Below are 25511 nucleotides of genomic sequence, written 5' to 3'. Positions count from 1 at the left end.
ACCTTAATAGTGGACCGGTCGTCTACTAAATTGGGTAAATAAAAAGCGCGTGCTACTGCAGCAGGCGCTTGGTCATGGTCAAAGCTTTTGAAAAGGACTCTGTGGATCTGTTCACCTTGACCAGCAGGGAGGCGCCCAACCATAGCTGATAGAGTGATTCAGCAAAGGCCGCTGGGTCACCTTCTGGATGAAGGCTGCCGTCGGCTACGCCCATGTCCACGCATGCGGTGATGCGCTGAATGATTTTCGCCGTACCGACTTCGAGCACAGCGCGCATGTCTTCAGACAAATCGCAGACCTCTGCGCCTAACTTGACCACCAGGCATTTGCCCTCGGGCAGGTCAGTGCCTTGGGTTTCAGTCCAGTAGTTGAAATAGGCCAGCAAGCGTTCGGCGCCGCTTCCAGGCTTTGCCATGAGCGCGTCCACGCGGCCCAGGTACTCGGAGAAATATTCTTCCAGCAAAGCCTGGCCGAACTCTTCCTTCGACTTGAAGTAGTAATAGAACGACCCTTTGGGCACACCCGCCGTGCTCAGCACTTCGGCCAAGCCAACGGCCGTATAGCCTTTGTTGGTCATCAGCGAACGAGCCACATCGATGATGTGCTGCCGCATGTCTTGAGCTGGTTTCTTCATGATGGGCGGCATGGTAAACACATACCGACCGGTCGTCTACAAGATTTTTCTGTGTAGTACTCTCGTCACGCTTGCGCGCAAGTAACCGGCAATGTCCTCTGCCGCGACATCAGGTGTCGGGTTTCACACCAAGCCAAAAACCCCCGCTTCGCCAGTCTGCATGTCATACGCAATCAACACTTCCTGATCTACACCAGCACTGCAGAGGATTTCACCTCGACTGTTCCAGATCGAAGAACCACCCGCCGCCACGAAGTCGTCGGCGGCGCCTACGCAGTTCGCCATTACCACTGCCATGGAGTGCCTTTTCGCAATCATCGGATAGTGACTGTTCGCCAGCGCAACGCCTCTTTCGGACTTGGCCACGCTCGCCAGATACACCTGAGCGCCAGACTGTGCGGCTTCTTCGGCGTGGATGGGTTGCAGTGATTCGTAGCAAATGGCGGGCGCCAGGATAGAACCCGCGTGGTTCAGCACCAACGGTTGGGCGCCCGGAGCGAAGTAGGGCAGTTCATCCGTGTGTAGATGTTGTTTCGAATAGCACGTGCGCGCAAGCCCAGGCTGGAAACTGATCATGCTGATCTCGGTGCCTTCAAGTCCCTTGGTTGGCGCACCAACGGCGATGAGCATTCCATACTGGTCGCTTAATCGCTGGAACACGTCAAGACGGCTATCGCTTGGATACACCGCCAAGGCTTCGGCAAGCTTAGGTTCGTAACCGGTGAGGGACAGCTCGGGAAAAACTACGACATGGGCACCATGGCCTGCAGTTTGGTGGATGACCTCCATGTGTTTGGCGATGTTCGCTTCATAGTCTCCAGGTACGGAGAGGATTTGCGCGGCAATCAGCTTCATTTCTCAACGCCCATAAGTAGGTCAGTTCTAGCGCCACACAGCCCGCGCTCGATAATTTCCGAATCATGAATGCATGCTGCACGATCATCGGCATTTTGAAAATGCATGGGGCAGGGAGTGATTGGCACAGGATTTTCATTCAGTCAGGCGCCGATACTGCTGAACAACGAACGTCGCTACTACGATGAGGCAGGCAATCCAGGCGCAAACTACCTGCCAGTGTCCTATGGCCGTCACGTCGCCCATGAAGAAACCAGCGGAGACGAGAAAAAGCAGCAGTGAAAGGCCCGCCAGCAGCACTCGCGGAATCGCCATTGCGAGGCGCCACCAGATGCCCGGAGCGAACCGTCGAGCGACCCAGCGATTGAGTGCAGTCATTCCTGCAAGGACCATGGCAAGAATCGTCAGCAGCAGCGGTATCAGAATAAGCGCCATGGCAGGCTCAACTTCACCACCATCTTCACCCGGCGTGTAATGGGCTGCGTGCCACATATCTGCGCAGAGAGCCGAAAGCGCGAAAATCACCACGATGGGAGCAATAGGGAATATCAACGTGCTCACTAGCGCATGGTTGTCCTGATCCTTCATCTCGCATCTCCTTATCGAGGATATTAGCCATCGGAGCATCTCCGATGCCTCATCACCCGATACTGTAAGGATCAATTCCGAGCAGAGGGGCCAGCAGCCTGCCGCCATTCAACGGCTGCAAAAACGCCGTAGTTTTCCGGACCCCCAGGAGATCATCATTGCGGGAATGGAAAGGAGGGCGACATAGATGATCCCCGCGGCCAGCAGGGGCGAAACGCCGGCAGACACTACGACTACCGGGAGTTGGGCGAACATGACTATCGCGCCTGCTATCACGCTGAAGCGTAGAAACATTGCCCCCAGAATGGCTGACAGCACCAGCGCCGCTGGGTAGACAGTGGTCCAGTAACCCGCTGCGTCCCACGGCTCCGCAGTGCCTGAGAGCCATGACACAGTGGTCCAGAAGATGATGCACACAATGCTGATCAGAATCACGCTCACGGCTCGGGATCCATACCTGAAATGTGTGCACAGTCTAACTGCATACCGTCGCGATAAAGGGCTTGGCAACACGATATATGACGTGCAGCCGAGTGGGCGTGTCGCCAGGACAAAAGCCAGCGGGGCGCACTGGCTCCAGCGACACTGTTCCATGAAGGGTCACTTGTTGTTGGACGCGAACCCGGCAAAACGCTTGTTGAACCCGGCAATACGGCCTTCCGCCTGAGTCTTGCGGACCTGGCCGGTGTAGACAGGGTGTGAAGCACTCGAGACGTCGAGGGCGACATACGGGTACACGTTGCCATCCGTATGGGTCTGGGTTCGATCCGTTTCCACTGTCGAACCGATCAGGAAATAGACGTCCGCAGCCGTGTCGTGGAACAGGACCGTACGGTAGTCAGGGTGAATTCCGGGTTTCATAGTCATCGCCTCATGTTATCAGTAATATGTTATACCATAACATATCGGTGGCTGGTTTTTCCAGTACTCACTTGCTGATCTCTTTTAGGGTAGCGCCATCGGCGTGCTTATTACGCAGCAGCAATGAGTGCGCCGGCTCAGCATCGCTGCTCTCTGCCCTCACGACAGCAGTTGGCCGAGAGCGGACCCTGGGTATAAGCTCAGGATCAAGCTCGATCGTGCCCAACGGCGAAGCTGCCTCCTTTCTGCATGCCAGCCCCACGGGATGGAAGGACCTATGTCTCACTACTGGCGTCATCCTGCGCTCGCACACCTGGAGATCCGCAACGTCGAGGACGGCCGCACGTTCAGCCACGCGCGCCACTCTCACGCGACGTTCTCGATTGGCGCGGTCACGCAGGGGCAAAGCACTTACCTCAACGGTAACAGCAGCCGCCTCATCGGTGCCGGTAGCGTGGTGCTGATGAATCCCGGTGTCGTGCATGCATGCAACCCCGTCCACGACCAGCCGTGGGCCTACCGGATGTTCTACGTGGATGCCCAGTGGCTCGCGGATCTGCAACAGCAGCAAAGTTTTGGGGCGCGAAAGGGCTTCGTGCCTTTTGCGCAGACCTACAGCGCCGACGCCGGTCTGTTTGACGAGCTGGACAATCTGTACCGCACGCTCACTGCCAGCGACTGCCCGCCAACTATCATGCAGGGTGCAACGCGGGGGTTCTTCCAGCGATTGGTCAAGCGGTTGCAACCGGCCAGCGATGACGCCAAAAGTGAACCGCACAAGATGGCTCAGGCAGCGGAATTCATCCGTGAGCATTGCGCCGATGCGTTGCGTCTGGAGGATATTGCGTCGGCCGTACAGCTTTCACCTTCCTATCTGATCCGCGCTTTCAAAGCGTGCCATGGGCTTACGCCTCATGGGTACTTGATTGATTGCCGCCTCAAGTTGGCCCGCGATGGCCTGCGCCAGGGGGAGGACATCGCCCAGGTCGCGGCGCGCGTTGGTTTTGCGGATCAAGCGCACTTGCAGCGGCTGTTCAAGCGCGCCTTGGCTACGACGCCAGGGCACTATCGTGGCGTGCCTACTCTAGCAATAGATACACGGCGCAGCCCCCGAGCAGCGCGGCCATGACGCGATTGAACCCGCGCAGTCTGGCAGTGTTGTTCAGGTAGTCGCGCAACGAGGCACCGGCCCAGGCCCAACTGGCCAGCGATAGCCAGCAGACCACCAGATAGATCAGTGCGAACATCCACACCATTCGCACATCGCCGTCGGCGACGAATGCGCCCATGCCCGCAAGGCACGCGAGCCAGGCTTTCGGGTTGAGCCATTGCATCAGTGCGCCGGTGAAGGCGGAAGGTCGTGTCTGCACGTGGGCCGTGTTCACTCGCCCATCACTGCTTGCCAGCCTGTAGGCCAGGTACAGCAGGAATATCACCCCAGCCATGCGAATCAGCTGCGTCAACCACGGCCAGCGGTTCAGCACTTCATGCAGTCCCAGGCCCATTAGCAACAGCAGCAGGATGAAGCCCAGAGTCGCCCCCGTGACGTGGGGCAGGGCGGCCCGCAGTCCGTGGTGTGCACCGCAGCTCAGGGAGACCAGATTGACCGGGCCGGGGCTTATGGAAGAGGCCAACGCGAACACGGCCATGGAAACGATGATACTCATCAGGCACCTTCAATACGGGTGAGGGAGCACTGACGGTAGAGATCATGGGAGGGGCTGTATTGAAGAAAATTGCTCCCGGACGCTGTCGTTGCCGGCGTTTGTCTCTTGCAACGTCCAAGACAGTTGGCGCGATTCTGCAGATCGCGCCATAAATCGCGCCACAAATTGGCGCGATTCTCAAAATCGCGCCACAATTGCGCCACTGGCAGAAAACCTGCTGCCCAACCCTGCCGATGAAGGTCGGATTCGCCAGCATGCGGTAGATATCAGCAAAAGCGTGTACCGCCCGCTGTCTGCACCTGGCCTCATTGAGCCGCTACTGGACGAAGTGCTGAGCAAGGCCAATCAGATTACCGATCCGTTCGAGCAATCCTTTTTCGTGATGGTGCACTTGCCCTATCTGCGGCCCTTTGCCGATATCAACAAGCGCAGCTCACGGCTCGCGGCGAATCTGCCCCTGTTCCGCGCCAACCTCTGCCCACTGACATTTCTCGACGTGCCACAGATCGCCTATAGCCGGGCGACCTCAGACGTTGGGTTGCGCTGATTCGCTACCTCATCAATGGGTGCTTACTCAATGGGCCCGTTCTTTGACGGACTTTTCGAAAACGTTCCCAGGAGGGATCAATGGTAGATAAAACGCACGAGTACGAAGTCCAGGTAACCTGGGCCGGCAACAACGGGATAGGAACGTCATCCTATCGGGGTTACAGCCGGGCGCACGTAATCGCAGCCAACGGCAAAACACCCATAGAGGGGTCGTCAGATCCCGGTTTTCGAGGAGACCCCACGCGCTGGAATCCCGAGGAATTGCTCTTGGCATCCTTATCTGCGTGCCACAAGCTTTGGTACCTTGGGCTTTGCGCCGAGGCCGGTATCGTTGTGGTGGCCTACGAGGACAACGCTCAAGGAACAATGCTCGAGGAGAGCAACGGCGCCGGTCAGTTCACCTCAGTTATTCTGAGGCCGAAAGTGGTGCTGGCATCGGGGTCTGATATCGCAAAAGCTCAGACGCTTCACAAAGTGGCTCATGAAAAATGCTTCATTGCTCGTTCGGTAAACTTCCCAGTCAGCCACGCACCCGAAATATCGATAAGCCCAAGTGCCTAGTTAGCCAGAGAGGGTGTCCGCCTAGTCGGGCACCCTCTCAAAAATCTACGCAACTGCCTGGATGACCTCACCGCCGCGATGGTGTCCAAGCAATCAGACATGCGCCAGGCTTTCGTTTTTTCATGCCCTCGTCAGTCAAGCAACTCGATCGTTTCGAGCAGAAGCGAACGTATCCACTCATGGCCTGCATCGCGGTGCGTCCTTTCATGCCAGACCAGCGTCTTGCTGAAGCCCGGAATCTCGACCGGGGGTTTCATCAGGCACAGACCATTTTGATGCAATACCAGGCGCCGGGGGACCACGACAATCAGGTCGCTCTGCATCAGGAGTTCCGGAAGAATCAAGAAGCTGGTCACCGATGAGATGACTCGACGTGTCCGGCCAATGCGTTCGAGGGCAACGTCTGTCACGCCTCGAAATCCTCCACCGGAGGGCGAAACCAATACGTGGTCCACGGCGCAAAAACGATCCAGTGAGATCGTGCCGTTGAGCGCGTCAGGGTGGTCAGTTCTCATGACGCAGACGTATTGCTCATCGAACAGCGGGGCAGTGTGTAGCCCTGCGGGTGTTGTGTCGGGTGTGACCAGCGCCAGATCGATATCGCCCTGGTCCATCTGGGAGGCAAGCTGCTGATCATCAACGGGCTGCACCGCAACCCGGATGTTCGGAGCCCGTTCCCTCAGTGCACGCAAGAACGGCACGACGACCGCGCGCAACGCATAGTCGGTCGATGCCAGATTAAGCGTCAAGTTGGCACTGAGTGGATCGAACCCCTGGGGTTGCAGCAAGGCTTCAATGTCAGCCAGCAGTTGCTTGACCGGTGCCGCCAATTGCCCGGCTCGCACTGTCGGCACGATGCCACGCTGGGCGCGCACGAAGAGCGGATCGCCGAAACTTTCCCGCAGCCTGTTGAGCATGCCACTGACGGCAGGTTGGCTCAGGGACAGCCGATCGGCCGCACGGGTGACGCTGCGCTCATCGAGCAACGCGTCGAGGGCCTTGAGCAAGTTCAGGTCCATGTGTCTGATATCAGTATTCATGATGTGCTGGATAAAATATCGCAATTGGCGTTATTTCAAGCTTACACCGATCATGGCGCACTCCCTACATCAGCTACCGAGACTTTCATGAACGAGATCATCTGGCCTGAGGGCTTTTTGCCCGGCTTCACTGAGAACTTCGTTTCCAACGAAGTGATCGTTGCGGGTTTGAGTGCTGTACAGGTGTGGCCGCTGTTGAGTCAGGCCCAGCAGTGGCCTTCGTACTACGCGAACTCTGCAAACGTGCGCTTTCACGATCACGTTGGGCCTGATCTGGCTGCTGGCGTGCGCTTCTATTTTGAGACTTTCGGGTTTCCTGTAGAGGCGCTGTGCAATGAGCATGTGCCGCCAACCTCGACCGAACCTGGCCGGATTGCCTGGCATGGCTGGGCGGGTGAAGGCGAGACACGCCTGGATGTTCACCATGCCTGGCTGATCGAGGATCTGCCCCATGGACGGGTGCGCATCCTTACCCAGGAGACCCAGAAGGGCAAACCTGCGCAGGATCTAGCCAAAGCCAGACCCAATCCGATGATCAATGGCCATCAGGACTGGCTGGATGGCTTGGTCAACGCTGCGAAGTCCATCGGTCAGTGATTGAATTCGCTTGGCTGTCAGTTCGGCAGATCAGCACATCCGTTGCCCACGCTCACGAGCGGGTTTGATCAGCTTGCAAGTGTAGGAGGAGCACGATGGCAATTCAGACACCAGACAACCCCGGCGACCAGCAACGTAATGGCCGCTATCTCGTACGTATCGGGTAACCGATGCTCCCATACAAATCCAAAAGCCAACGCTGCCAGCGTCTCGATCACCAGCACTTGCCCGCTAAGTGCCAACGGCAGAAGCCGACTTGCCTGATTCCAGCACGCGCCCCCAATAACCGAGGAAAGAAGGGCTACACCACAGGCCACCAGAAAAAAATGCAGCCATTCTGAACTGCTATGTGCATCTGCCTGAAAAACCAGCACAGGCACCGCCAGGAGCAACGACTGAGCGCCCGTCATGATGCCGGTCAGCAGTGCCCAGTCATTGGAGGAAATGCTGGTGAGCTGAATCAGCCGCCGAGCATTGCGGACGGCGAACCAAGTCCACGCAACCAACGCACCTGTGGCGCAGAGAATACCCGCAATGGCTGGCGATGTTTCAGGCGTGTCGCCATTGATCAGCGCATGCCAACTGATAAGTACAACGCCGGCCATTGCGCAGCACAGCGAGGGGGCGAGTCTGCGCAGGGAGACGGCATTGGTGTCGTGCCGACCTGCCAAGGTCAGCAACACGGGGATGAGCCCGACAATCAGTGACGTCGTTGCAATTCCCACCAGTTGCACCCCGGTACCTACCAGCGCGTAGTAAACGAGATTCCCGATCAGGCTGAGCCAGAAGAGTGACTTCCAATCGGCTCGAGTAAGGCTTGCGCACACCTGCCGCCACCGGGACATAAGCAGAACAGCTGAAATCGCACCGTAAAAAAGAAATCGAAGCACTGCGAATTGCAGGCCGCTCAAGCCTTGGGTGAGCTGTGGCCCAAGAAAAATCACTCCCCAGCACAATCCCGCGCAAACACCATAAACAATACCCTTCAACAGCGATCGATCAGTAAACATTCCACCCGTGCTCCGTAGCTTGAACGGGGAAAGTCTGAAGCGCCGAACCAGGAGAGTATTGTCGGTAACTACGGCATTTTTTTCCCAGAATGTTTTTGCGCTTTGCGATAGACCGCCGGAGTGACGGCGCTCACACGTTGCATGGTTCGAGTCAGCGATGCCTGATCGGAAAACCCTGTACGCAAGGCAATCTCGGCGATCGGCAAGGAAGTGCCACGCAGCCATCTCTGAGCTTCCTGGATGCGTAACCTCGTCAACCAGGCCTGAGGACTCATTCCAAACATTTGCCGAAATCGCTGGTGCATTTGACTCATGCTCATGTTTGCAGCCTGGGCCATGACCTCGTTGCTCCAGTTTGCCGCCGGGTTAGCCCGCAAGCGAGCGACCAGTTGCTCGATGGCGGATGGGGAACTGTAGGTGTGAGGGCCGAGAGAGGAGAGAAGCAGCGAGCTCAACTGTGGAGCGTCCAAGGCTAGCCGCTTGTTGCCGATGAGCTCGGCGAACTCGATCAGCCGCCGTGTCGCAGGGGAGATAGGTACGTACGTCTTTCGAGCCAGATGCTCCATCTGAAGTGTCTCCAGCAGAGCCGGCGCGCAGTCCAGCACCAGAAAACAGCTGTCTGCGCGGCTGAGCTGAGAGTGCACCGAGCCTGGCCTCACCACGGCGGCCAATGACTGATTGATGCTCCCGCCGCGACCGTCTACATCGATTTCCATCTGGCCACGAACCGGCAGGACCAATTGAGCATGATCGTGGGAGTGATGAGGGTTTTCACACTCATAGCTGCGGATTTCGAGATTCAGGAGCATGAGTGCATCACTCGGGCGGAGTCCAGGGACGAGGAATTTTAGCACTTAAGCCGGGCGATGTTTGATTGCCACACGCCCAACCTGACCTCATATCGCATTCGGCCGTCGAGTAGAACGACGTGGTCTCTCGTTTTCGTACCTGGGTGAACTGGGATCAGATATACGCCCCCACCACCCGCTTTACGGTGCTCAGCGCCTCACGCAGGGCGTCCATGCTCACCGACCCAAGCGCCAGCCGTAGTGCATGAGGGACATGAACCGAGATCGAAAACGGCTCGGCCGTCGAGACCGACACATGCTCGCGCATCAGTTCCAGGGCGATTTGATCCGCCCGTGCATCCTCCGCCAACGGCAGCCACAGAAAGTACGAAGAGGGATGACGCACCACCGGCAAGCCTGACAACAACGTGTCAGCCAACGCCTGCCGGGCCTGCGCGTCCGCGCGCTTTTGCGTCTCCAGCGCGTCGACCGTGCCATCGTCGAGCCAGGCGCAGGTGATGGCGGTCATGACGCCGGGTGTGTTCCAGGTTGTGGCCTTGACCGTGCGCTTCAACGCGTCCACTCGATGCACAGGGGCTGCGACGAAGCCGACGCGCAAGCCGGTGGCGATGTTCTTGGAAAACCCTGACACGTAAAACGTTCTTTCAGGCGCCAACTCAATGATGGGTGGCGGCGGATCCTGCGCCAGAAACGCGTAGGCTGCGTCTTCAATGATCGTCAGGTCATGCTCGCGAGCGATCGCCACCAACCGCTCGCGCTGGTCCGCGGGCAGCACCCAACCCAACGGATTGTGCAGCGTAGGCATCGTGTAGACAGCGCGCACCGAACGACGGCGGCAGAGCGAAGCGAGGGCATCGAGATCCGGCCCCTGTGGGGTGGCGGGAATCGGCAGCACTTCAAGGTGCAATGTCTTGCACAGCAACTTGAAGCCAGGATAGGTCAACGCATCGGCCGCGATCACGTCCCCAGGTTTCAGCAATGCCATCAGGCTTATCGCCAAACCGTGTTGGGCGCCGCTCACAATCAGAATCTGCTCGGGATCGACCGTGACGCCACGGTGGATCAGATGACGGGCGATTGAAGCCCGTTCATGCAAGCGGCCCGCATGTGGCTGATAACGCAAATGAGCTTCCAGGTCGCCGGACAGCGCCAGTTGGCGGAGAGCGCCGCGTAACAGGTCGGCCTGCCCTGGCATGGCCGGATAGTTGAAATTGAGGTCGATCACACCCGCTGCAACGTCCGGCTGATCGATGCCTTGTCCGGGCGGCAACGACGTCTCGCGCACGAACGTCCCGCGCCCGGTCTCCCCGCTGACCAGTCCCATGGCCTCCAGTTCGGCATACACCCGGCTGGCGGTGACCAGGGCCAAGCCATGGGTGGCCGCAAGTTGGCGGTGGGTCGGCAAACGCGTACCCGGCGGCAAACGCCCGGCGCGGATATCGGCTGCAAAGGTATCTACCAGGGACTTGTACCGGGGACGAGCCATCTTGAAGTGTATCCACGACAATTTTTTGATTGTCACGATAGTCGGTCATACGATGCGCTACATGCAACCCGACATGGAGTGGACACTCAATGGAACGCACCTCTGACGTGCACAGCCAGGCGACAGTGAAACCCGCGAGCGGGGTGGTCAATGGCCTCATCGGTGTCGTGATCTTCAGCGGTTCACTGCCCGCCACTCGCATCGCTGTGCTGGAATTCGACCCGGTATTTCTGACCGTCGCACGGGCAGCCATCGCCGGCGTGCTCGCGCTGTGCCTGCTCGTGCTGTTCAAGGAACGGCGACCGGCACGTCAGCAGTTATTGCCTTTGATCATTGTGGCGATGGGCGTCGTGATCGGTTTTCCGCTGCTGACGGCGTTGGCATTGCAGCACGTGACGTCGGCCCATTCCGTTGTGTTCGTCGGCTTGTTGCCACTGGCGACTGCCGCGTTCGGCGTCCTGCGCGGTGGCGAGCGTCCTCGGGCGGCGTTCTGGTTTTTCTCGGTGCTGGGCAGTCTGTTGGTCGTCGGGTTTGCCGTCACCCAAGGGCTGACCGCCTCGCCGACCGGCGACATTCTGATGCTCTTGGCGATTCTCGCCTGCGGCCTCGGCTATGCCGAAGGGGCAAAAATTTCCAGAACATTGGGTGGTTGGCAGGTGATCTGCTGGGCGCTGGTGTTAGCGCTGCCGGTCGTGATGCCACTGACAGCATGGTTGGCGCCCGCTTCGTTTTCCGGCATCAGCACACCGGCGTGGTTGAGCCTGGCTTACGTGTCGCTGTTCAGCATGCTGATCGGCTTCGTGTTCTGGTACCGCGGCCTGGTGCAGGGCGGCATCGCTGCTGTCGGCCAGCTACAACTGCTGCAACCGTTTTTTGGCCTGGCGCTGGCCGCAGTACTGCTGCACGAACAGGTCAGCCTTGGCATGTTCGGCGTCACCGTGGCGGTGATCCTCTGTGTCGCCGGGGCCAGGCGTTACGGCAGGATCAATCCTCTTCCTTCACGGTAGCCACTTCGTCTGCCTTGACCCTTACCTGCTTGCCCGAAACATCTTCGAACTCATAAAAGCCGTCTTTCGTTTTGGCATCGGGTACATCCTTGGTGATGTACTGAGTTCCGTCCTGCAACGTGACGACCGTGTTGGTGGAGCAACCCGCCAACGTAGCGGCGCAGAGAAACACAGCGCCATAGTAAAAAGCTTTCAGTTTCATGAGGTTGACCTTCTTCGATCGATTCGCTGGGTTGCGGATGCTCTTCTTTGCTGAGCTGCGGTGTTGTGAGTCGGGCGTTTTATACGCGTTGTGAGAATACCATCGACCTATTCACCACGACCCTTCTACTTGCACAGCTGCATGGCGAGGCTGTCGAACTCTCGGTCGAAACTGGCTTTTTCCGCTGCGCTCAAGAAGCCCTGCTGATGTACGAATTGGTCGGTTTGATGACGGACGGCTTCGACACGTTCGATCATACGGTCGGCTTCAGCTTGGCCGATCTTGCGGGCTTTTCGCGTGGTGCCGATGTCCGCGCTGAGAATGTTGGCTCGTACCGAGATGTGGGCTTGTCGAGGGTCGGTGATCTTGCCACCTGTTTCGCCCACCAGCTCGCGCTGGGCTTTGATGTCGCAACTGGGTAGATCAAGACTCTGTGGAGCGGCCGATGCGTTCAGGCTCAAAGCCAACAGCGAAGCCAGGATGCTGTATTTCATGGGTCTTTCCAGTGTGGGCCGGTGGGTGTCGCTGCCGATATTGCAGCGTATTTTCCAATGGATTCTTCCGCGAGGGCCGGCGCTGGTATTGTTTTCCTTACTCGATCAACACCTGAATGCGGGCCAGTACGTCGTCCATCACCACCTCGGGGACCGTCTCTACGCGTTTGCCTCCACGAGCCTCGAGGTCAACGGTGCGGAGTTGATTGCACAACACCACGCCTTGCGTCTCGGTGCCGGAACCACTTAGTGGCACGGCAAAACCAGCATGGCGGGCAAAATCCCCGCCTTGGGTGATGGGTGCGATCAGCACCAAGCCCGATACGTTGAAGGCCGCAGGCGAAATGATCAGCGCTGGACGAAAATCGCCTTGCTGCTCACGGCCGGCGGTGGGATTCAGGTTCAGGCGCACAATGTCGCCACGGTTGAATTTGGCCCGCCTCACGCTTCACGCCCAACGGCTGACATGGCATCCCACGCTGCCATGTCGGCAGGTTCCGGCGCGCTCAAGTCACACTGCGCCATCAGCTCGGCCAGCGAGTAACGCGGCTTGGCCTTCGCAGGCTTGAGGGTCATAACCTCGGCGGACACATCGAGTTTCAGCACATCGCCACTGACCAGATTCATCATCTTGAGCACAGTTGCCGGCAGGCGAATCGCCGCGCTATTGCCCCACTGCTGCACTTTGACTTCCATGGCAACCTCCTGAAAAAGTGTACACATTGTAGATACAGGGCGAGTCAGTCACAAGCCTTTTGTATAAACATAGTATCTACAATTCTAGCTCAAAAGCGCGTTGTAAAACCGTCGCATATCTTAAGACTGGGCCATCAGGGAATAGCCCAATATATCGCCGGAACGCTAATGCGCGGATGACTTTCCAACACCTCACACCGGCGCCGGGCTCTGCAACAACGGATACAACGACAGCACCAGCAACGCCGCCATGCCCCAGTTGAACAAGCGCAACCAGCGCGGCACGCGCAGCACATTGCGCAGGACACTGCCGAAACCTGCCCAGACGCATACGCTCGGCAGGTTGACCAGTGCAAACACCGCGGCGATGACCACCACGTTGTAAACGTAACCCTGCGCCGGCACATAGGTGGTGATGGCGCCAACTGCCATCACCCAGGCCTTGGGATTCACCCATTGAAAGGCGGCGGCGCCGAGGAAGGTCATGGGTGTGCTGTCCTGTTCTCCTGCCTCGCTCATGCTGCCAGAGGTGGCGATGCACCATGCCAGGTAAAGCAGGTAGGCCGCGCCTATCCAGCGCAGGGCGGTGTAGGTCCAGGGCACGGCGGTGAATATTTCACCCAGGCCCAGCCCGACTGCCAGCACCAGCAGCATGAAACCCAGGCTGATGCCCAAGGCATGGGGAATGGTGCGCAGGAAACCGAAGTTCACCCCCGAGGCCAGCAGCATGGTGTTGTTCGGGCCTGGGGTGATGGACGACACCAGAGCGAAGAGGGCGAAGGCAGGCAGCAGGTCGATGAGCATGTCCGTATGGTCTCTGGGTTGTTGTAGCAGTGAAACTACCTGACGAATTGGCAAGTAATACCGTACAGCCAGTGGTGATTTAACCAGTACACACCAGGCTTTTCAGCAGCCTGGTATTCGAAAGCAGCAGCTGACTTCCGGATCAGTCACCACAGGGATTGCTCGAGCAGCTTCCAATCGGTAGTGTGTACGTTGCGCGCAAACGTATACATCGTAAACAAACGTGCCAGGAGTACTGCCATGGGTTCGCCCGTTCTTTCTTTCCGTGTGGAAGCCGAGCTGATCGATCAGCTCGATCAGCTCGCCGAAGCCACCGATCGAGATCGCCAATACCATTTGAAACGCGCGTTGGCTCGCTATGTGGAATCCGAGTCGTGGCATTTCCGTGCTGTAGCCGAAGGCATCGCAGATGCAGAGGCAGGCAATCTGGTCGATTTGGATGCCGTAAAGGCTAAGTGGGTGGCGCGTGCCGAAAGTCGCATTAACCAGCAAGGCGGCGAGTGATCTCGACGGTGTCCATGAGCACTACGAAGCGCTCAGAGGACCCGAAAAAGCAGAAGAAACGATTTTTCAGATGTTGGATGGTTTGAGCCAGCTGGAGGCGTTTCCCCAACTGGGCAAGGCGTCGGGCATCCCCGATTGCCGTGAGTTGATCTTTGCGAAGTATCCCTACCGTGCGATCTACACCCTGAAAGGCAATGCCATTCTGGTGTATCGAATCTTGCACCAACACGCAGAGCGCAGTGAGGATTGGTAGCGGAACGTTCCACTTCGGCAGGGCTGGCCATTCCAGTGGCCGCCCGTGTAGCTCACGCTTGCTGCTTTACGTGAACAAATAACTGTCCATCGCCAACACCCCATACTCCACGCCGCCCTCGATCACCCGCGTTTCATACTGCTCACCCGCCGCGCCGAGTGCGATGAACAACGGCATGAAGTGCTCGTCCGTGGGGTGCGCGCGTTCTGCCGAGGGGGCGTATTGCCGGTAGTCCAGCAGCGCGTCCAGAGCACCAGAGGCCAGGGTCTTCGCCGTCCAGGCGGCGAAATCCTTGACGTATTGAGCGCCGTGGGGCGTGGCGCCGCGGAACTCGTAGAGGTTGTGCGTCAGGCTGCCGGAGGCCACGATCAGCACGTTCATGTCGCGCAGTGGCTTGAGCGCCTGACCCAGCTTCCATGCTTCGCGGGTGTCGAGCGACGCCGGCATGGAGACCTGTATCACCGGGATGTCCGCTGCTGGTGCCAGATACAGCAGGGGTACCCAGGCACCGTGGTCCAGGCCCCGCTCGGCATCCAGGCGAGATTGCCAGCCGCCCGCCTGCAGCATGTCGACGATCCGCGCGGCCAGGGCCGGTGCGCCGGGTGCCGGGTATTGAATCTTGTACAGCGCATCGGGGAAGCCGCCGAAATCGTGAATCGTCGGCGGGGCTGCACTGGCGGTCACGCGGATGTCGCCGCGGATCATCCAGTGCGGGGAAAGAATGACGATGGCGTCGGGCCGCGTCAGCTCACGACCCAGCTCGGCCAGGTGATTGCCCGCCAGGCCGGGCTCGACCGCGAACATGGGAGAGCCATGGGACACGAACAGTACGGGCAATCGAATAGTCATCGGCGGACTCCACATCAAGACGTTGCGGTTTGAGGGCTCCAGCTTTCGCCAAGCCGGCATTTGACCCAATACTCGAAGCTGGCGCATAGCCAGATGCCATACGCCAGCAGCTCCACACCTTCTTCGGCCGTGGTTTTCGCCAGGCGCTGGTAGCCGTCACCCATGACCTGGTGCCAGAACGCACCCATGCCGAAGATCCTGGAAAAGATCAGCACCGCGAAGCCCGTGGCCAGCGCGGCGAACGTTGGCGTGCGCAGGAAAGCGCCCAGGGACTGCAGGGTTTGCCGTCTGTGCCTGGCACTTGCCGCGCTGCCGATGGCGACTGCAGCGATAGCCAGAAAAGGCCACAGCCAGGCGCTGTGACTGATGGGGTCGAACAGGCCGTCCAGCTCGCGGGTCAGCAGGCAGGCGAAAAATCCTGCGGCGAGGTATTCGAAGCCGCCTTTGCGGGCCGGCCCCGGTGCGCTCCAGAACAACAAAGCGCACAGCGCGAGCATGAGCTCCTGGGTGATCTCGGTAAACGAAATTTCAAGGATATCGGTATGAAAGATCGCGATGTCCAACCACACCATGGCAAACGACAAGCCAGCAATCGAACATTTGGCCAAAGCGAACAGCAGCGAGTATTTCAAATCAGGGCGGGCGTACACGTGAAGCTCCAAAGCGAGACAGTTGCAGTAAGTCGCGCATATAAACGTCTGGCACCGCGAAAAGAAAGCGGACTTTCACGATAGTAAACATTGATGGAGTTGATGCGATGGGTTGCTCGCAGGCAGACAGCTCCTTGGTATGGGGTTGTCTGCCGCGCAGCACAGGAGGCGCTGTGCTCGGCCGCAACCTAGAACGCCGCGGTATAGATCGCCAGTGCATCGGCCTCGCTGACTTCACGCGGGTTGTTGACCAGCAGGCGCTGTTGCAGCATTGCGCTGCGAGCCAGTTCCGGCAGGCTCTCGCGGGTCACTCCGGCATCACCCAGGCGCAGCGGCAAACCGGTGGCCACATGAAGCCTGAGCAGTTCGTCGATGAACTGCTGCGCCGCATCGCCTGGTTGCAGGCGCTCGCCCAGCACCAAGGGGGCCAGTTCGGCGTACAGGCCCTGGGCGACCGGCAGGTTGAAGCGCAGCACTTGCTGCAGTACCAGCGCATTGGACAGGCCGTGGGGCAGGTGGAAGCTGACGCCCAGTGGGTAGGCCAGGGCGTGCACGGCGGCAACGGGTGCGTTGGCGAAGGCCTGGCCGGCCAGGCAGGCGCCCAGCAGCATGGCCTGGCGGGCTTCCAGGTCCTGCGGTGTATTGACGGCGCGTTCAAGGTTCGCCGCTAGCAGGCGCAAGGCTTCGCGTGCCAGCAGGTCGGAGAGCGGGTTCTTGCGGTGCTTGCTGGTGTAGGCCTCGATGGCATGCACCATGGCGTCGATGCCGGTGGCAGCGGTGACCGGGGCGGGCAGGCCGATGGTCAATTGCGCGTCGAGAATCGCCAGGTCCGGCAACAGCTGGTTCGCCACTACGCCGGACTTGCCGGTGGCCGTGGTGACGATGGAGATGGGCGTGACTTCCGAACCCGTGCCCGCTGTGGTGGGTACCTGAATAAGTGGCAAACGCGGGCCGGTGGCCTGGTTCACGCCGTAGATGTCGCTCAGGCTCTGCCGTTGCTCAGGGTGTGCCAGGTAGGCGACCAGTTTGGCTGTGTCCATGGAACTGCCGCCGCCGAAGCCGACGATCAGGTCGGCGTTCATGCCCCGGGCCTGCTCGGTGGCTGCCAGCACCAACGCTTCCGCCGGGTCGGCGAGCACGTCGCTGTACACCGCCAGTTCGATGCCCGCAGTGGCGAAGCCCGGCAGCACGCTGTCGAGCAGGCCGTGCTTGAGGATGCCGGCGTCGGTGACCAGCAATACCCGCCGGGCGCCGCGGCTGGCGCACTGTTCTGCCAAGCCGGCGGCGCTGCCGGTGGCGCAGATGAGGTGGGCAGTGCTGCTGAAGGTGAATCCTTGCATGGGGTGACCTCGTATTCTTGTGGTTGGGGGCGCTGTTTCAGCGCAGGGCTAGGGCAGCGGCTGTTCGGGTTCGGCAGGTTGATCGGCATCGATGATCTGCTGGGCGATGGCCTCCATGCTGGTGCGCCGCGTCATGGCTTCGCGTTGCAGGCGCCGATGGGCATCGTTCTCGCCCAGGCGATGGCGCGCCATCAACAGTGCCTTGGCCATGGAGATTTTCGACACGGCCGGTTGCCGGCTTTGCAGCTTGCGCAACTCGGCGAGCATGTCGATGCGCGCCCGCCAGGCGGCCCGCGCCATCAGCAACTGGGTCAGCAGGCCGAAGGGCCGCAGGGGCCGCTCGATGACCGCCGCCGGTTGCGTCTCCAGCACCAGTTGCAGCATCGACGGGTTCTCGTAACCGACCACGGCGATGATCGGCGGCGCCTGCTCGCTCAGGCCTTCCACCAGGGTTTGCGTGTTCGACCGCTGGCTGAGTTCCACGGCCAGCAGCACCACGTCGACCGCTTCGGGCAGCGTGGTGGGCACCGGCCAGCGTTGTTCGACGATGCAGCCGATGCGCTGCAGTTGGTCGAGCACGATGCGTGCCTCGCCGTCCTGTGGGTGAATCACCAGTACGCGCAGGCCCTTGAGTTCGCGCAGCAGGGACGGCGCGTTGGTCATCTCGGCCTCCGGCAGGTCATGGCTGCACGTCCATCTGGTAGTCGACCATATAGGGGCTCGGCTGCACAGCTTCGGCGCTCTCCAGCACCAGTTGGAATTGCCGTTGATGATCGAGCCGGGCGATGCGTGGCCACAGCCAGGTGTGCTGGGTCTGGGCGTCGATCTGCACGGTGCCCTGAGGCGCCTCGAAGCGTGCCCCGGCCAGTGCTTCGCGCAGGGCCTGCACTGAATCGTCGGACGCGCGGCGCGCGGCTTGCGCGAACAGGTGAACCTGGAAGTAGGCCGCTTCGGCACCCGAGGTAATCGCGGCGTGTTCGCCGAAGCGCGCACGGTAGCGTGCCACGAATGCCTGGCTGGACGGCGTCGGCAAGGTCGAGAACCACGGTGCGGCGGAGATGTGGCCTTCGGCTTCCTCGTCGCTCATGGCCTGCACGTCGACCTCGTTGGTGGCCAGGCTGACGATGGGCACGACCGCAGGATCGAACCCCGCCTGGCGATAGGCGCGGTGCAGCGACGGAATGTCGCTGCCGACGATGGTCGAGTAGATGGCGTCGGGAGCGGTTTCGCGCACCCGCTGCATGACCCGGTCGAAATCTTCGGCGGTGGCGTGGAAGGGCAGGTAGATCTCGTCGACGACCTCGCCGCCGGCCTGTTCGAACAGCTCGCGCATGATGCGGTTCGATTCGTAGGGGTAGACATAAGAGCCCCCGACGAACAGCACCCGCCCGCCATGGGTTTCCAGCACGTAGCGGGCCAGCTGCAGCGAATTCTGGTTGGGTGCCGAGCCGGTATAGAAGCAGTACGGCGAGTATTCGAAACCTTCGTACAGGGTCGGGTAGAACAGCAATCGACGACGACTTTCGACCACCGGCAGAACGACCTTGCGCGTGCTCGACATGTGCGTGCCGAACAGCACCTGCACCTGATGCTGGTCGCACAGCTGCAGCGCGCTGTCGCGGTAGTCGTTCGGGTCGCCGCCGGGGTCGCCGTCGATGGCCAGCAGGCGCCGGCCGTCGAGGCCGCCGCTGTCATTGATTTCGGCGATGGCCAGGTGCGTGGCGTTGGCCTGGGCGGTTTCCGACGCCGCCGTCAGGCTGGCCCGGGAAAACAGCAGGCCTACCTTGTAGTCTTCGCCGCTCATGAGGTCAGGCTTTCCCAATCAATATGCTGTTCGAAGTGATGCGCGGCTTGGTAAAGGGTCGCCTCATGGTAATCGCGGGCAATGAGCATCAAACCCACCGGCAACCCCTGGGCCAATCCGCAGGGAATCGACAGGGCCGGGTGGCCGGTCACATCGAACGGTGCGGTGTTGGCGTTCATTTCCAGGGCACGGGTAACCCAGGTCGCGGGTGTGGCATCGGCTGCGGGAAGCTTGGGTGCCTTGAGCGGCACCGTTGGCATCAGCAGCAGATCGTAGCGAGCGAACTGCTCGTCGTAGGCGGCGCGCAGCTGGCGTGCAGCGTTCTGCGCCTTGGCATAGTACTGGCCGGCGAATCGCTGATGAGCATAGTGGCCGGCCAGCAGGCAGGTTTTCAGATCGTGAGGGAAGGCGTCGGCTTGCTGTTGCCAGTCTTGTTGCGCGCGCATCAGGCTCTCCACGTACAAGCCCTTCCAATTGGAACCGTAATTGTAGCCGCGCAGCAGCTGCGTGGTGCCCTCCACGGCAATCGGTGTCCAGATGGCATGGCCCAGTGCGTGCAGGGGGATGGAAACCTCGTCCACCAGCGCGCCCCATTCGGCGAACAGACCGGCGGCGCGGCGCACGGCGGCGTCGACATCGGCTTCGGAATTGGCATGGCCAAAGCCCTCGCTGACAATGCCGATGCGCAGGCCCGCAACACCTGCGCCCAGGGCCTGGGTATAGGCCTGCACCGGCATCTGCCGGTCCTGACGCGGATCCAGGCCGTCGGCGCCGGCCAGTGCTTCGAGCATCAGTGCGTTGTCGGTCACTGTGGCGCTCATGACGCCAGCGTGGTCCAGGGTCATCTCGATGGGCATGATGCCGGTGTAGGGCACCAGTCCGTGGGTCGGCTTCATGCCGTAGATGCCCGAGTAGGCCGCTGGAATGCGCACCGAGCCGCCTTGATCGGTGCCGATGGCCAGGTCCACTTCACCGGCGACGATCAGCGCGGCGCATCCCGACGACGACCCCCCGGTCGAATGCCCTGGGTTGCGCGGGTTGTGCACCGCGCCGGTGGCGTTGGTGTGGCTGCTGCCCGATACGCAGAAAAACTCGCAATGGGCCTTGCCCAGAATGCTGCCGCCGGCGTCCAGCACGCGCGTGGCCACGGTAGCGTCGACATCGGGGACGTAACCTTGCAGGGTCGACGAACCATTCATCATGGGCACACCGGCCAGGCAGATGTTGTCCTTGAGGGCGACGCGCTTGCCTGCGAGCTTGCCGTCGGCAGCGCCGTGCAGGTCGGTGCGCACGTACCAGGCGTTGTAGGGGTTTTGCGCCGGGGCAGGAATCTGCCCGGCATTCCTGGGATACCGCTGCGGCACGCTGGCAGGTTGCAGTTGATCCAGGCGGTCATAGTCCTGCCAGACCGCTTCGAGGATGTCGGCGTACTGCGCCAGTAACGGCGCTGGCAGATGCAGGCCCAGTTGGTTGCCGGTTTCGGCAAGCTCGGCCTGGGTTGGACGTTGAATGGACATGACGATGAATCCTTAAGAATGAAAGCCCATGAAACGCTCGGCAAGCGCTTCGGCAGTGGTGCTGGCAGGGTCGACTTCATCGACCAGTTGGCCGTTCTCGATGATCAGGATGCGGTCGGCCAGGGCCGTCAGGAAGTCGATGTCCTGCTCCACCAGAATGATGCCCAGGCCCTGTTCGCGACGCAGGCGCTGCAGGGTCTCGATGATCTCGTCGCAGATGGAGGGCTGGATGCCCTCGGTCGGTTCATCGAGCAGAATCAGCTTCGGGTTGCCGCACAGGCAGCGAGCCAGGGCCAGCAGCTGTTGTTCGCCGCCCGACAACGCGCCGCCGGGCTGGTCGAGCAGCCGTTGCAGCCGCGGGAAATACGCCAGGATCCGCTCGATGGTGGCGCTGGCCTCGGTGAAATTCTTCACGCAGCCCATGCGCAGGTTTTCGCCAACAGTGAGAAAGGGGAAAATCTGCCGGCCCTGGGGCACGTAGCCGATACCGGCCCGTGCCCGCTGGCTGGCGTCGGCGCGGCTCAGGTCCTGGCCGGCGAAACGCACGCTGCCGGACAGCGCCGGCAATTCGCCGATCAGCGCGCGCAGCAGGGTGGTCTTGCCCATGCCGTTGCGGCCGAGCACGCCGATGCAACTGTCGGTGGCGCTGCGCAGACCGATGTCGCGCAACACCGGCACGCGCCCGTAGCCGGAACACAATCCGTTGACTTCAAGCATGTTTGATCTCCTGTTTGCCCAGATAGGCTTCGCGCACCAACGGGTCCTGAGTCACCTCGGCAAAGCTGCCCTGGGCGAGAATTGCCCCCTGGTTGAACACGGTGACCGTGCCGGCGATCAGGCGAATGAACTCCATGTCATGCTCGACCACCACCACGGTGCTGTGCGCATTGATCTCCTTGATCAGCGCTGCGGTCTTGCGCACTTCCTGATAGGTCATGCCGGCGGCCGGCTCGTCCAGCAGCACCAGCGTCGGGCGGGAGGCCAGGATCATGCCCAGCTCGACCCACTGACGCTGGCCATGGGCAAGGTCGCCCACCAGACGATGACGGTGTTCGCTCAGATCGATGCGTTGCAGGGTCTGTTCGGCGGTTTGCCGGGCCTGGTCGGCGCTCTGCGTGCGGCTGGCGGCCAGCCGCAGGTTCTCGAACACATCCAGGCCGTCGAACACGCTGGGCGTCTGGGTCTTGATGCCGATGCCCATGCGGGCGATGCGGTGCGGCGGCAGGCCGCTGATGCGTTGAGCCTGGAAGTGACAGCTGCCGTGGGAAGGCTTCAACTGCCCGCTGAGCAGTTTGAAGAAGGTGCTTTTACCCGCTCCGTTGGGGCCGATGAGGCAGCGCAGCTCACCACGTTCAAGGGTGAAATCCACCGCCTTGACGGCATGCACTCCGCCGAAACTGACGCCCAGGCCCAGGGTTTGCAGAAGCACGCTCATACGACGCTCTCCGGTGGCACGACAGGGCTGGGCGCCGGGCGGCGCTTGAAGAGGCGCGAGGCCAAAGCCCCCAGGCTTGGCAGCAGGCCGCGCGGCAGCAGCATGACGAAGGTCAGCAGAATCGCGCCCAGCACCAGGCCGCTGTCGACCGTTTGCTGTTCACCCAGTCGCGCCATCAGCGCCTGCAGGCCGATGCAGGCCAGGATTGGCCCGAACAAGGTGCCGCGGCCGCCGACGATGACCCAGATGATGATCTGCGCCGACTGTGCCAGGCCAAACACGCCTGGGCTGACGAACGCCCCCCAGTTGGCGAACAGGCATCCGGCCAGCCCGGCAATGCCGCCGCCCAGGCTGAACACGATCAGCTTGTGCAGGCGCGTGTCATAGCCCAGCAGCCCGGCGCGCTGCTCGTTTTCACGGATGGCTACGACCACCTTGCCGAAGCGGCTGGCGAGCAGCCCGCGCAGGCCCAGGTAGCAGAGAATCAAAGCGCCGCCGATCACCTGGAACAGGGTTTCAGGTTCCAGCACGCGCTCTGGATCGAACGGCACGTTGAGCGTCGGGATCGCCGGAATGCCATTGAAACCACCCAGCAGCGCGCTGCCGATGTGGTATTCGCTGCCCGAGGTGGAGTTCATCACGTTGAACAGAATCAACGTCACCGCCAAGGTGATCACACCCAGGTACACATCACTGATGCCGCCGTAGAACATGAAATAGCCCATGGCCGCGGCGAACAGCGCGGGTACGGCAATGGCCAGCAGCACCGGCCAGGTACTGTCGCCGATGTTCAGCACGCCGATGGCATAGGCATAGGCACCCAGGCCGAAGAACGCGGCCTGGCCGAAACACAGGATGCCGCCAAAGCCCCAGATGAATGCCAGGCTCAGCGCCAGCAAGGCCATGACCAGGTAGATGGTCAGCGAGAGCAGGGTGAACAGGTCCAGCCACTGCGGTAGCACGCCGACCAGCACGGCAGCGAGCACACAGCCCAGCACCGGCAGCACATCACGAAATGCAACAGGCATCAGAACGCCCTCCGAAAGAAACGACCGGTGATGCCTTTGGGCAACACGCGGATCAGCACGATGGCGGCCAGCAGCAAGGCCACTTCACCGAACACCGGGGTGCTGAAGAAGGTCACCATTTGGCTGATGACGCCGAACGCCCCGGCTGCACTCAGTGTGCCGGTAATGACCGCGCTGCCGCCGCCGATCACCGTGATGAAGGCTTTGGCGATGTAGCTGGCGCCCAGCGTCGGGATCACCCCGGTAAGTGGTGCGAGGACCGCGCCACCGAGCCCGGCCAGGGCCGCACCCAGTCCAAAGGTAAGGCTGTAGATGCGCCCGGGGTTGGCGCCCAGGGCGGCGGCCATTTTGGCGTTCTGCATGGTCGCCCGCGCGCACAGGCCAAACTGCGTGAAGCGCAGCAGCGCCCACAGGCTCAGCAGGACCGCCACGGCCACGGCAATCACGAACAGTCCGTAGCCACTGGTTTGGTAGGCGCCCAGGGTAATGCCCGGCAACGGTGAGCTGATGCCCACCGTGGTGTTGCCGAACAGCATGGTCGCCGTACCGGTCAGCGCCAGGCTCAGGCCCCAGGTGGCCAGCATGGTGTCGATCATGCGGCCGTACAGATGACGAATCAGCAGGCGCTCGACCAGCATGCCGAACAGGCCCACCGTGAGCGGCGCCAGCACCAGGATCGAGATCCAGATCGGCACATGCCAGTGGTGGGTGGCCAGAACGGCGACGTAACCGCCAAGCATCATGAACTCGCCGTGCGCCAGGTTAATGATCTTCATCATGCCGAACACCACCGCCAGGCCGATGCTGAGCAGCACCAGCGTGGCGATGGCACCGACTATCTGCAGGGAAAAAATCGCAGCCCAATCCATGTCCGTCTCCTTACAGCGCGATGCTGTATTGCTTGGCATCACGGGGGTTCTTGATCAGGTCGCAGACTGCGGCGGTGTCCGAAGGCGCCTGTTGGGCGAAGCTCTCGACCACCTCGAGGCGGCGATCGCGCACCTCGGCGATGTGTACGTCCAGGATGCAGTGGTGGGTGGCGGGGTCGATGCTGACCTTGCCGCTGGGCAGGTCCAGGCTGATGCCTTTCTCCAGCGCTTCGATGACCGCCATGCGTTCGATCGAACCGGCCTGACGCACGCCCTCGGCCCACAGCATCATGCCCTGATAGGCGCCCATGGCCAGTTCGGTGATGTACGGGTAGTCGGCGCCGAAGCGCTTGTGGAAACGTTCGACGAAGGCAGTGTTGAGCGGTGTCTGCAGTTCCTGCACGTAGTTCTGGCAGATCAGGATGCCATTGCATTCTTCGGGCGAGAGCACGATGTGCTCGTTGCCCCCGGCGAAGGTGGTCGAGGCGATCGGCAGCTTGCCGGTCATGCCGGCGGCCTTCCACTGGCGGTAGAACGACATGTGCGCGCCGCCGACCAGGGCCGACCAGACGAAGTCCGGCTTGGCTTCCTGAATTTTCGAAATGGTCGCGCCGAAGTTGGTCACGTCCAGCGGGAAGAACTCGATACCCACGCTCGAACCGCCGGCCTGCTCGACGTACTTCTTCACCCAGGCGGTGACGATCTGCCCGTAGTTGTAGTCCGCCGCGACGATGTAGACCTTCTTGCCCCACTTCTGGGTCACGTGGGACACCAGCGTCTCCACGGTCTGCCCCGGCGTCACGCCGGTGCCGAAGAAGTTGCGATCACACACGCCGCCTTCGTACTGGTTGTCGTAGAAGTACAGCGTCTTGTAGCGGTCCAGTACCGGCCGTACCACTTCGCGGGATGCCGAAGTGATGCCCGCGTGCACCACGGCGGCGCGATCCTTGAGCGCAGCCTGCTGAGCGTATTGCGCGTACAGCTGCATGTTGGACTGGGTGTCGTACTTGATCAGGTTCAACGGCCGACCGAGCAGACCGCCCTGGGCATTGAGTTCCTCGGTGGCAAACGTCAGCGCGTCCACGATCGGCTTGCCGTAGATGTCCAGGCCACCCGAGCTGTCGTACAGCGAGGCGATCTTGATGGCGTCATCGGCGGCGAAGGCCGACAGGCTCTTGAAGCTCAATGCCGACAGTGCGGCAGCGGAAATGGCGGACGAACGCAGGAAGGTACGACGATTGATAGCCATGCTCAGTGCTCCTGGAACCAGCCCTGCGTGCCATCGCCTGCCGGTTTGCGGACAGCCGAATGGGCTGCCCGTGCAAACACCGGGAAACAGCAATGGAGTGGGGTCTGGATGAGATGCAGGCGAGGGGGGTTAGGGCCTGATCTCACGTACCGA

General features: G+C 60.9%; 33 protein-coding genes. 7 read left to right on the top strand and 26 right to left on the bottom strand.

Annotated features, from left to right (window positions below):
* Positions 1-52 precede the first annotated feature (52 nt).
* The 5 genes from IFT57_RS19550 to IFT57_RS19530 all read right to left on the bottom strand — a co-directional run bounded on the left by IFT57_RS19550 (position 53) and on the right by IFT57_RS19530 (position 2938).
* Positions 53-634, bottom strand: coding sequence for a TetR/AcrR family transcriptional regulator (locus IFT57_RS19550; RefSeq protein ID WP_192152422.1), 582 nt, complete (start codon positions 632-634; stop codon positions 53-55).
* A gap of 123 nt (positions 635-757) precedes the next feature.
* Entirely contained in the window at positions 758-1489 is a 732-nt protein-coding gene (locus tag IFT57_RS19545; protein ID WP_192152369.1) for a carbon-nitrogen hydrolase family protein, read from the bottom strand.
* A gap of 135 nt (positions 1490-1624) precedes the next feature.
* The gene (locus IFT57_RS19540; RefSeq protein ID WP_192152368.1) at positions 1625-2077 is read right to left on the bottom strand and encodes a hypothetical protein; all 453 of its coding nucleotides are present in this window, start codon (positions 2075-2077) and stop codon (positions 1625-1627) included.
* 108 nt (positions 2078-2185) lie between these two features.
* Positions 2186-2518, bottom strand: coding sequence for a hypothetical protein (locus IFT57_RS19535; RefSeq protein WP_192152367.1), 333 nt, complete (start codon positions 2516-2518; stop codon positions 2186-2188).
* A 159-nt stretch (positions 2519-2677) separates the two neighbouring features.
* Positions 2678-2938 carry a type B 50S ribosomal protein L31 gene (locus IFT57_RS19530; protein ID WP_122713851.1) on the bottom strand — a complete coding sequence of 87 codons (261 nt, stop codon included), beginning with the start codon at positions 2936-2938 and terminating at the stop codon, positions 2678-2680.
* Between the two features lie 277 nt (positions 2939-3215).
* On the opposite strand from IFT57_RS19530, the gene IFT57_RS19525 reads away from it, so the two are divergent.
* Positions 3216-4067, top strand: coding sequence for an AraC family transcriptional regulator (locus IFT57_RS19525; RefSeq protein WP_244657382.1), 852 nt, complete (start codon positions 3216-3218; stop codon positions 4065-4067).
* On the opposite strand, the gene IFT57_RS19520 is transcribed toward IFT57_RS19525, so the two are convergent.
* The gene (locus tag IFT57_RS19520; RefSeq protein WP_192152365.1) at positions 4018-4605 is read right to left on the bottom strand and encodes a LysE family translocator; all 588 of its coding nucleotides are present in this window, start codon (positions 4603-4605) and stop codon (positions 4018-4020) included. The genes IFT57_RS19525 and IFT57_RS19520 overlap by 50 nt on opposite strands.
* An 88-nt stretch (positions 4606-4693) precedes the next feature.
* Here IFT57_RS19520 and IFT57_RS19515 point away from each other — a divergent pair, with 88 nt between their 5' ends.
* Positions 4694-5152, top strand: a complete 459-nt coding sequence (locus IFT57_RS19515; protein ID WP_244657381.1) for a Fic family protein — start codon at positions 4694-4696, stop codon at positions 5150-5152.
* An 80-nt stretch (positions 5153-5232) separates the two neighbouring features.
* Complete coding sequence (locus tag IFT57_RS19510) at positions 5233-5715, top strand: OsmC family protein (protein WP_192152364.1); 483 nt, start codon at positions 5233-5235, stop codon at positions 5713-5715.
* 131 nt (positions 5716-5846) lie between these two features.
* Here the strand turns inward: IFT57_RS19510 and IFT57_RS19505 are convergent, their stop codons facing one another.
* Positions 5847-6734 (bottom strand): LysR family transcriptional regulator, encoded by an 888-nt coding sequence (locus tag IFT57_RS19505; protein ID WP_244657380.1) that lies wholly within the window; start codon positions 6732-6734, stop codon positions 5847-5849.
* Positions 6735-6842: 108 nt separating this feature from the next.
* Here IFT57_RS19505 and IFT57_RS19500 point away from each other — a divergent pair, with 108 nt between their 5' ends.
* Entirely contained in the window at positions 6843-7352 is a 510-nt protein-coding gene (locus IFT57_RS19500; RefSeq protein ID WP_192152363.1) for an SRPBCC domain-containing protein, read from the top strand.
* A 68-nt stretch (positions 7353-7420) separates the two neighbouring features.
* On the opposite strand, the gene IFT57_RS19495 is transcribed toward IFT57_RS19500, so the two are convergent.
* The 3 genes from IFT57_RS19495 to IFT57_RS19485 all read right to left on the bottom strand — a co-directional run bounded on the left by IFT57_RS19495 (position 7421) and on the right by IFT57_RS19485 (position 10657).
* On the bottom strand, positions 7421-8362 hold the full coding sequence (locus IFT57_RS19495) for a DMT family transporter (protein WP_192152362.1): 942 nt from the start codon (positions 8360-8362) through the stop codon (positions 7421-7423).
* Positions 8363-8430: 68 nt separating this feature from the next.
* A complete protein-coding gene (locus tag IFT57_RS19490) occupies positions 8431-9171 on the bottom strand; it encodes an AraC family transcriptional regulator (protein ID WP_192152361.1) in 741 nt (246 codons plus the stop codon).
* A 154-nt stretch (positions 9172-9325) separates the two neighbouring features.
* Positions 9326-10657 carry an aminotransferase-like domain-containing protein gene (locus IFT57_RS19485; protein WP_192152420.1) on the bottom strand — a complete coding sequence of 444 codons (1332 nt, stop codon included), beginning with the start codon at positions 10655-10657 and terminating at the stop codon, positions 9326-9328.
* 89 nt (positions 10658-10746) lie between these two features.
* On the opposite strand from IFT57_RS19485, the gene IFT57_RS19480 reads away from it, so the two are divergent.
* Positions 10747-11664 (top strand): DMT family transporter, encoded by a 918-nt coding sequence (locus IFT57_RS19480; RefSeq protein WP_192152360.1) that lies wholly within the window; start codon positions 10747-10749, stop codon positions 11662-11664.
* Here IFT57_RS19480 and IFT57_RS19475 read toward each other — a convergent pair.
* The 5 genes from IFT57_RS19475 to IFT57_RS19455 all read right to left on the bottom strand — a co-directional run bounded on the left by IFT57_RS19475 (position 11642) and on the right by IFT57_RS19455 (position 13860).
* Entirely contained in the window at positions 11642-11866 is a 225-nt protein-coding gene (locus IFT57_RS19475) for a YgdI/YgdR family lipoprotein (RefSeq protein ID WP_192152359.1), read from the bottom strand. The two genes, IFT57_RS19480 and IFT57_RS19475, sit on opposite strands and share 23 nt — an antisense overlap.
* 125 nt (positions 11867-11991) lie before the next feature.
* Entirely contained in the window at positions 11992-12360 is a 369-nt protein-coding gene (locus tag IFT57_RS19470) for a hypothetical protein (protein ID WP_192152358.1), read from the bottom strand.
* A 97-nt stretch (positions 12361-12457) separates the two neighbouring features.
* Complete coding sequence (locus tag IFT57_RS19465; protein ID WP_446731214.1) at positions 12458-12772, bottom strand: type II toxin-antitoxin system ChpB family toxin; 315 nt, start codon at positions 12770-12772, stop codon at positions 12458-12460.
* A gap of 29 nt (positions 12773-12801) precedes the next feature.
* A complete protein-coding gene (locus IFT57_RS19460; protein WP_122476176.1) occupies positions 12802-13056 on the bottom strand; it encodes an AbrB/MazE/SpoVT family DNA-binding domain-containing protein in 255 nt (84 codons plus the stop codon).
* Between the two features lie 192 nt (positions 13057-13248).
* Positions 13249-13860 carry a LysE family translocator gene (locus IFT57_RS19455; protein ID WP_122713837.1) on the bottom strand — a complete coding sequence of 204 codons (612 nt, stop codon included), beginning with the start codon at positions 13858-13860 and terminating at the stop codon, positions 13249-13251.
* 240 nt (positions 13861-14100) lie between these two features.
* On the opposite strand from IFT57_RS19455, the gene IFT57_RS19450 reads away from it, so the two are divergent.
* Positions 14101-14364 (top strand): CopG family ribbon-helix-helix protein, encoded by a 264-nt coding sequence (locus IFT57_RS19450; RefSeq protein WP_122476172.1) that lies wholly within the window; start codon positions 14101-14103, stop codon positions 14362-14364.
* Complete coding sequence (locus IFT57_RS19445) at positions 14327-14617, top strand: type II toxin-antitoxin system RelE/ParE family toxin (protein WP_192152357.1); 291 nt, start codon at positions 14327-14329, stop codon at positions 14615-14617. Before IFT57_RS19450 ends, IFT57_RS19445 begins: the two co-directional genes overlap by 38 nt.
* A 66-nt stretch (positions 14618-14683) precedes the next feature.
* On the opposite strand, the gene IFT57_RS19440 is transcribed toward IFT57_RS19445, so the two are convergent.
* The 11 genes from IFT57_RS19440 to IFT57_RS19390 all read right to left on the bottom strand — a co-directional run bounded on the left by IFT57_RS19440 (position 14684) and on the right by IFT57_RS19390 (position 25358).
* Positions 14684-15466 carry a DODA-type extradiol aromatic ring-opening family dioxygenase gene (locus IFT57_RS19440; RefSeq protein WP_192152356.1) on the bottom strand — a complete coding sequence of 261 codons (783 nt, stop codon included), beginning with the start codon at positions 15464-15466 and terminating at the stop codon, positions 14684-14686.
* Positions 15467-15480: 14 nt separating this feature from the next.
* Complete coding sequence (locus tag IFT57_RS19435) at positions 15481-16116, bottom strand: hypothetical protein (protein WP_192152355.1); 636 nt, start codon at positions 16114-16116, stop codon at positions 15481-15483.
* Positions 16117-16304: 188 nt separating this feature from the next.
* On the bottom strand, positions 16305-17456 hold the full coding sequence (locus tag IFT57_RS19430; RefSeq protein ID WP_192152354.1) for an iron-containing alcohol dehydrogenase: 1152 nt from the start codon (positions 17454-17456) through the stop codon (positions 16305-16307).
* Between the two features lie 48 nt (positions 17457-17504).
* The gene (locus tag IFT57_RS19425; protein WP_192152353.1) at positions 17505-18119 is read right to left on the bottom strand and encodes an ANTAR domain-containing response regulator; all 615 of its coding nucleotides are present in this window, start codon (positions 18117-18119) and stop codon (positions 17505-17507) included.
* 16 nt (positions 18120-18135) lie between these two features.
* Positions 18136-19260 (bottom strand): transporter substrate-binding domain-containing protein, encoded by a 1125-nt coding sequence (locus tag IFT57_RS19420; RefSeq protein WP_192152352.1) that lies wholly within the window; start codon positions 19258-19260, stop codon positions 18136-18138.
* Positions 19257-20777 carry an amidase gene (locus tag IFT57_RS19415; RefSeq protein WP_192152351.1) on the bottom strand — a complete coding sequence of 507 codons (1521 nt, stop codon included), beginning with the start codon at positions 20775-20777 and terminating at the stop codon, positions 19257-19259. Before IFT57_RS19415 ends, IFT57_RS19420 begins: the two co-directional genes overlap by 4 nt.
* 12 nt (positions 20778-20789) lie before the next feature.
* The gene (locus IFT57_RS19410; protein WP_192152350.1) at positions 20790-21494 is read right to left on the bottom strand and encodes an ABC transporter ATP-binding protein; all 705 of its coding nucleotides are present in this window, start codon (positions 21492-21494) and stop codon (positions 20790-20792) included.
* Positions 21487-22212: an ATP-binding cassette domain-containing protein gene (locus tag IFT57_RS19405; protein WP_192152349.1), complete on the bottom strand. Its 726-nt coding sequence runs from the start codon at positions 22210-22212 to the stop codon at positions 21487-21489. Before IFT57_RS19405 ends, IFT57_RS19410 begins: the two co-directional genes overlap by 8 nt.
* On the bottom strand, positions 22209-23240 hold the full coding sequence (locus IFT57_RS19400; protein WP_192152348.1) for an ABC transporter permease subunit: 1032 nt from the start codon (positions 23238-23240) through the stop codon (positions 22209-22211). The genes IFT57_RS19405 and IFT57_RS19400 overlap by 4 nt, the downstream gene beginning before the upstream one ends.
* The gene (locus IFT57_RS19395; RefSeq protein WP_192152347.1) at positions 23240-24109 is read right to left on the bottom strand and encodes an ABC transporter permease subunit; all 870 of its coding nucleotides are present in this window, start codon (positions 24107-24109) and stop codon (positions 23240-23242) included. The genes IFT57_RS19400 and IFT57_RS19395 overlap by 1 nt, the downstream gene beginning before the upstream one ends.
* 10 nt (positions 24110-24119) lie before the next feature.
* Positions 24120-25358: an urea ABC transporter substrate-binding protein gene (locus IFT57_RS19390; protein WP_192152346.1), complete on the bottom strand. Its 1239-nt coding sequence runs from the start codon at positions 25356-25358 to the stop codon at positions 24120-24122.
* Positions 25359-25511 lie beyond the last annotated feature (153 nt).

This window comes from Pseudomonas sp. CFBP 13719, assembly GCF_014842095.1.
Lineage (GTDB): Bacteria > Pseudomonadota > Gammaproteobacteria > Pseudomonadales > Pseudomonadaceae > Aquipseudomonas.
This window is presented reverse-complemented; position numbering and strand designations above follow the sequence as displayed.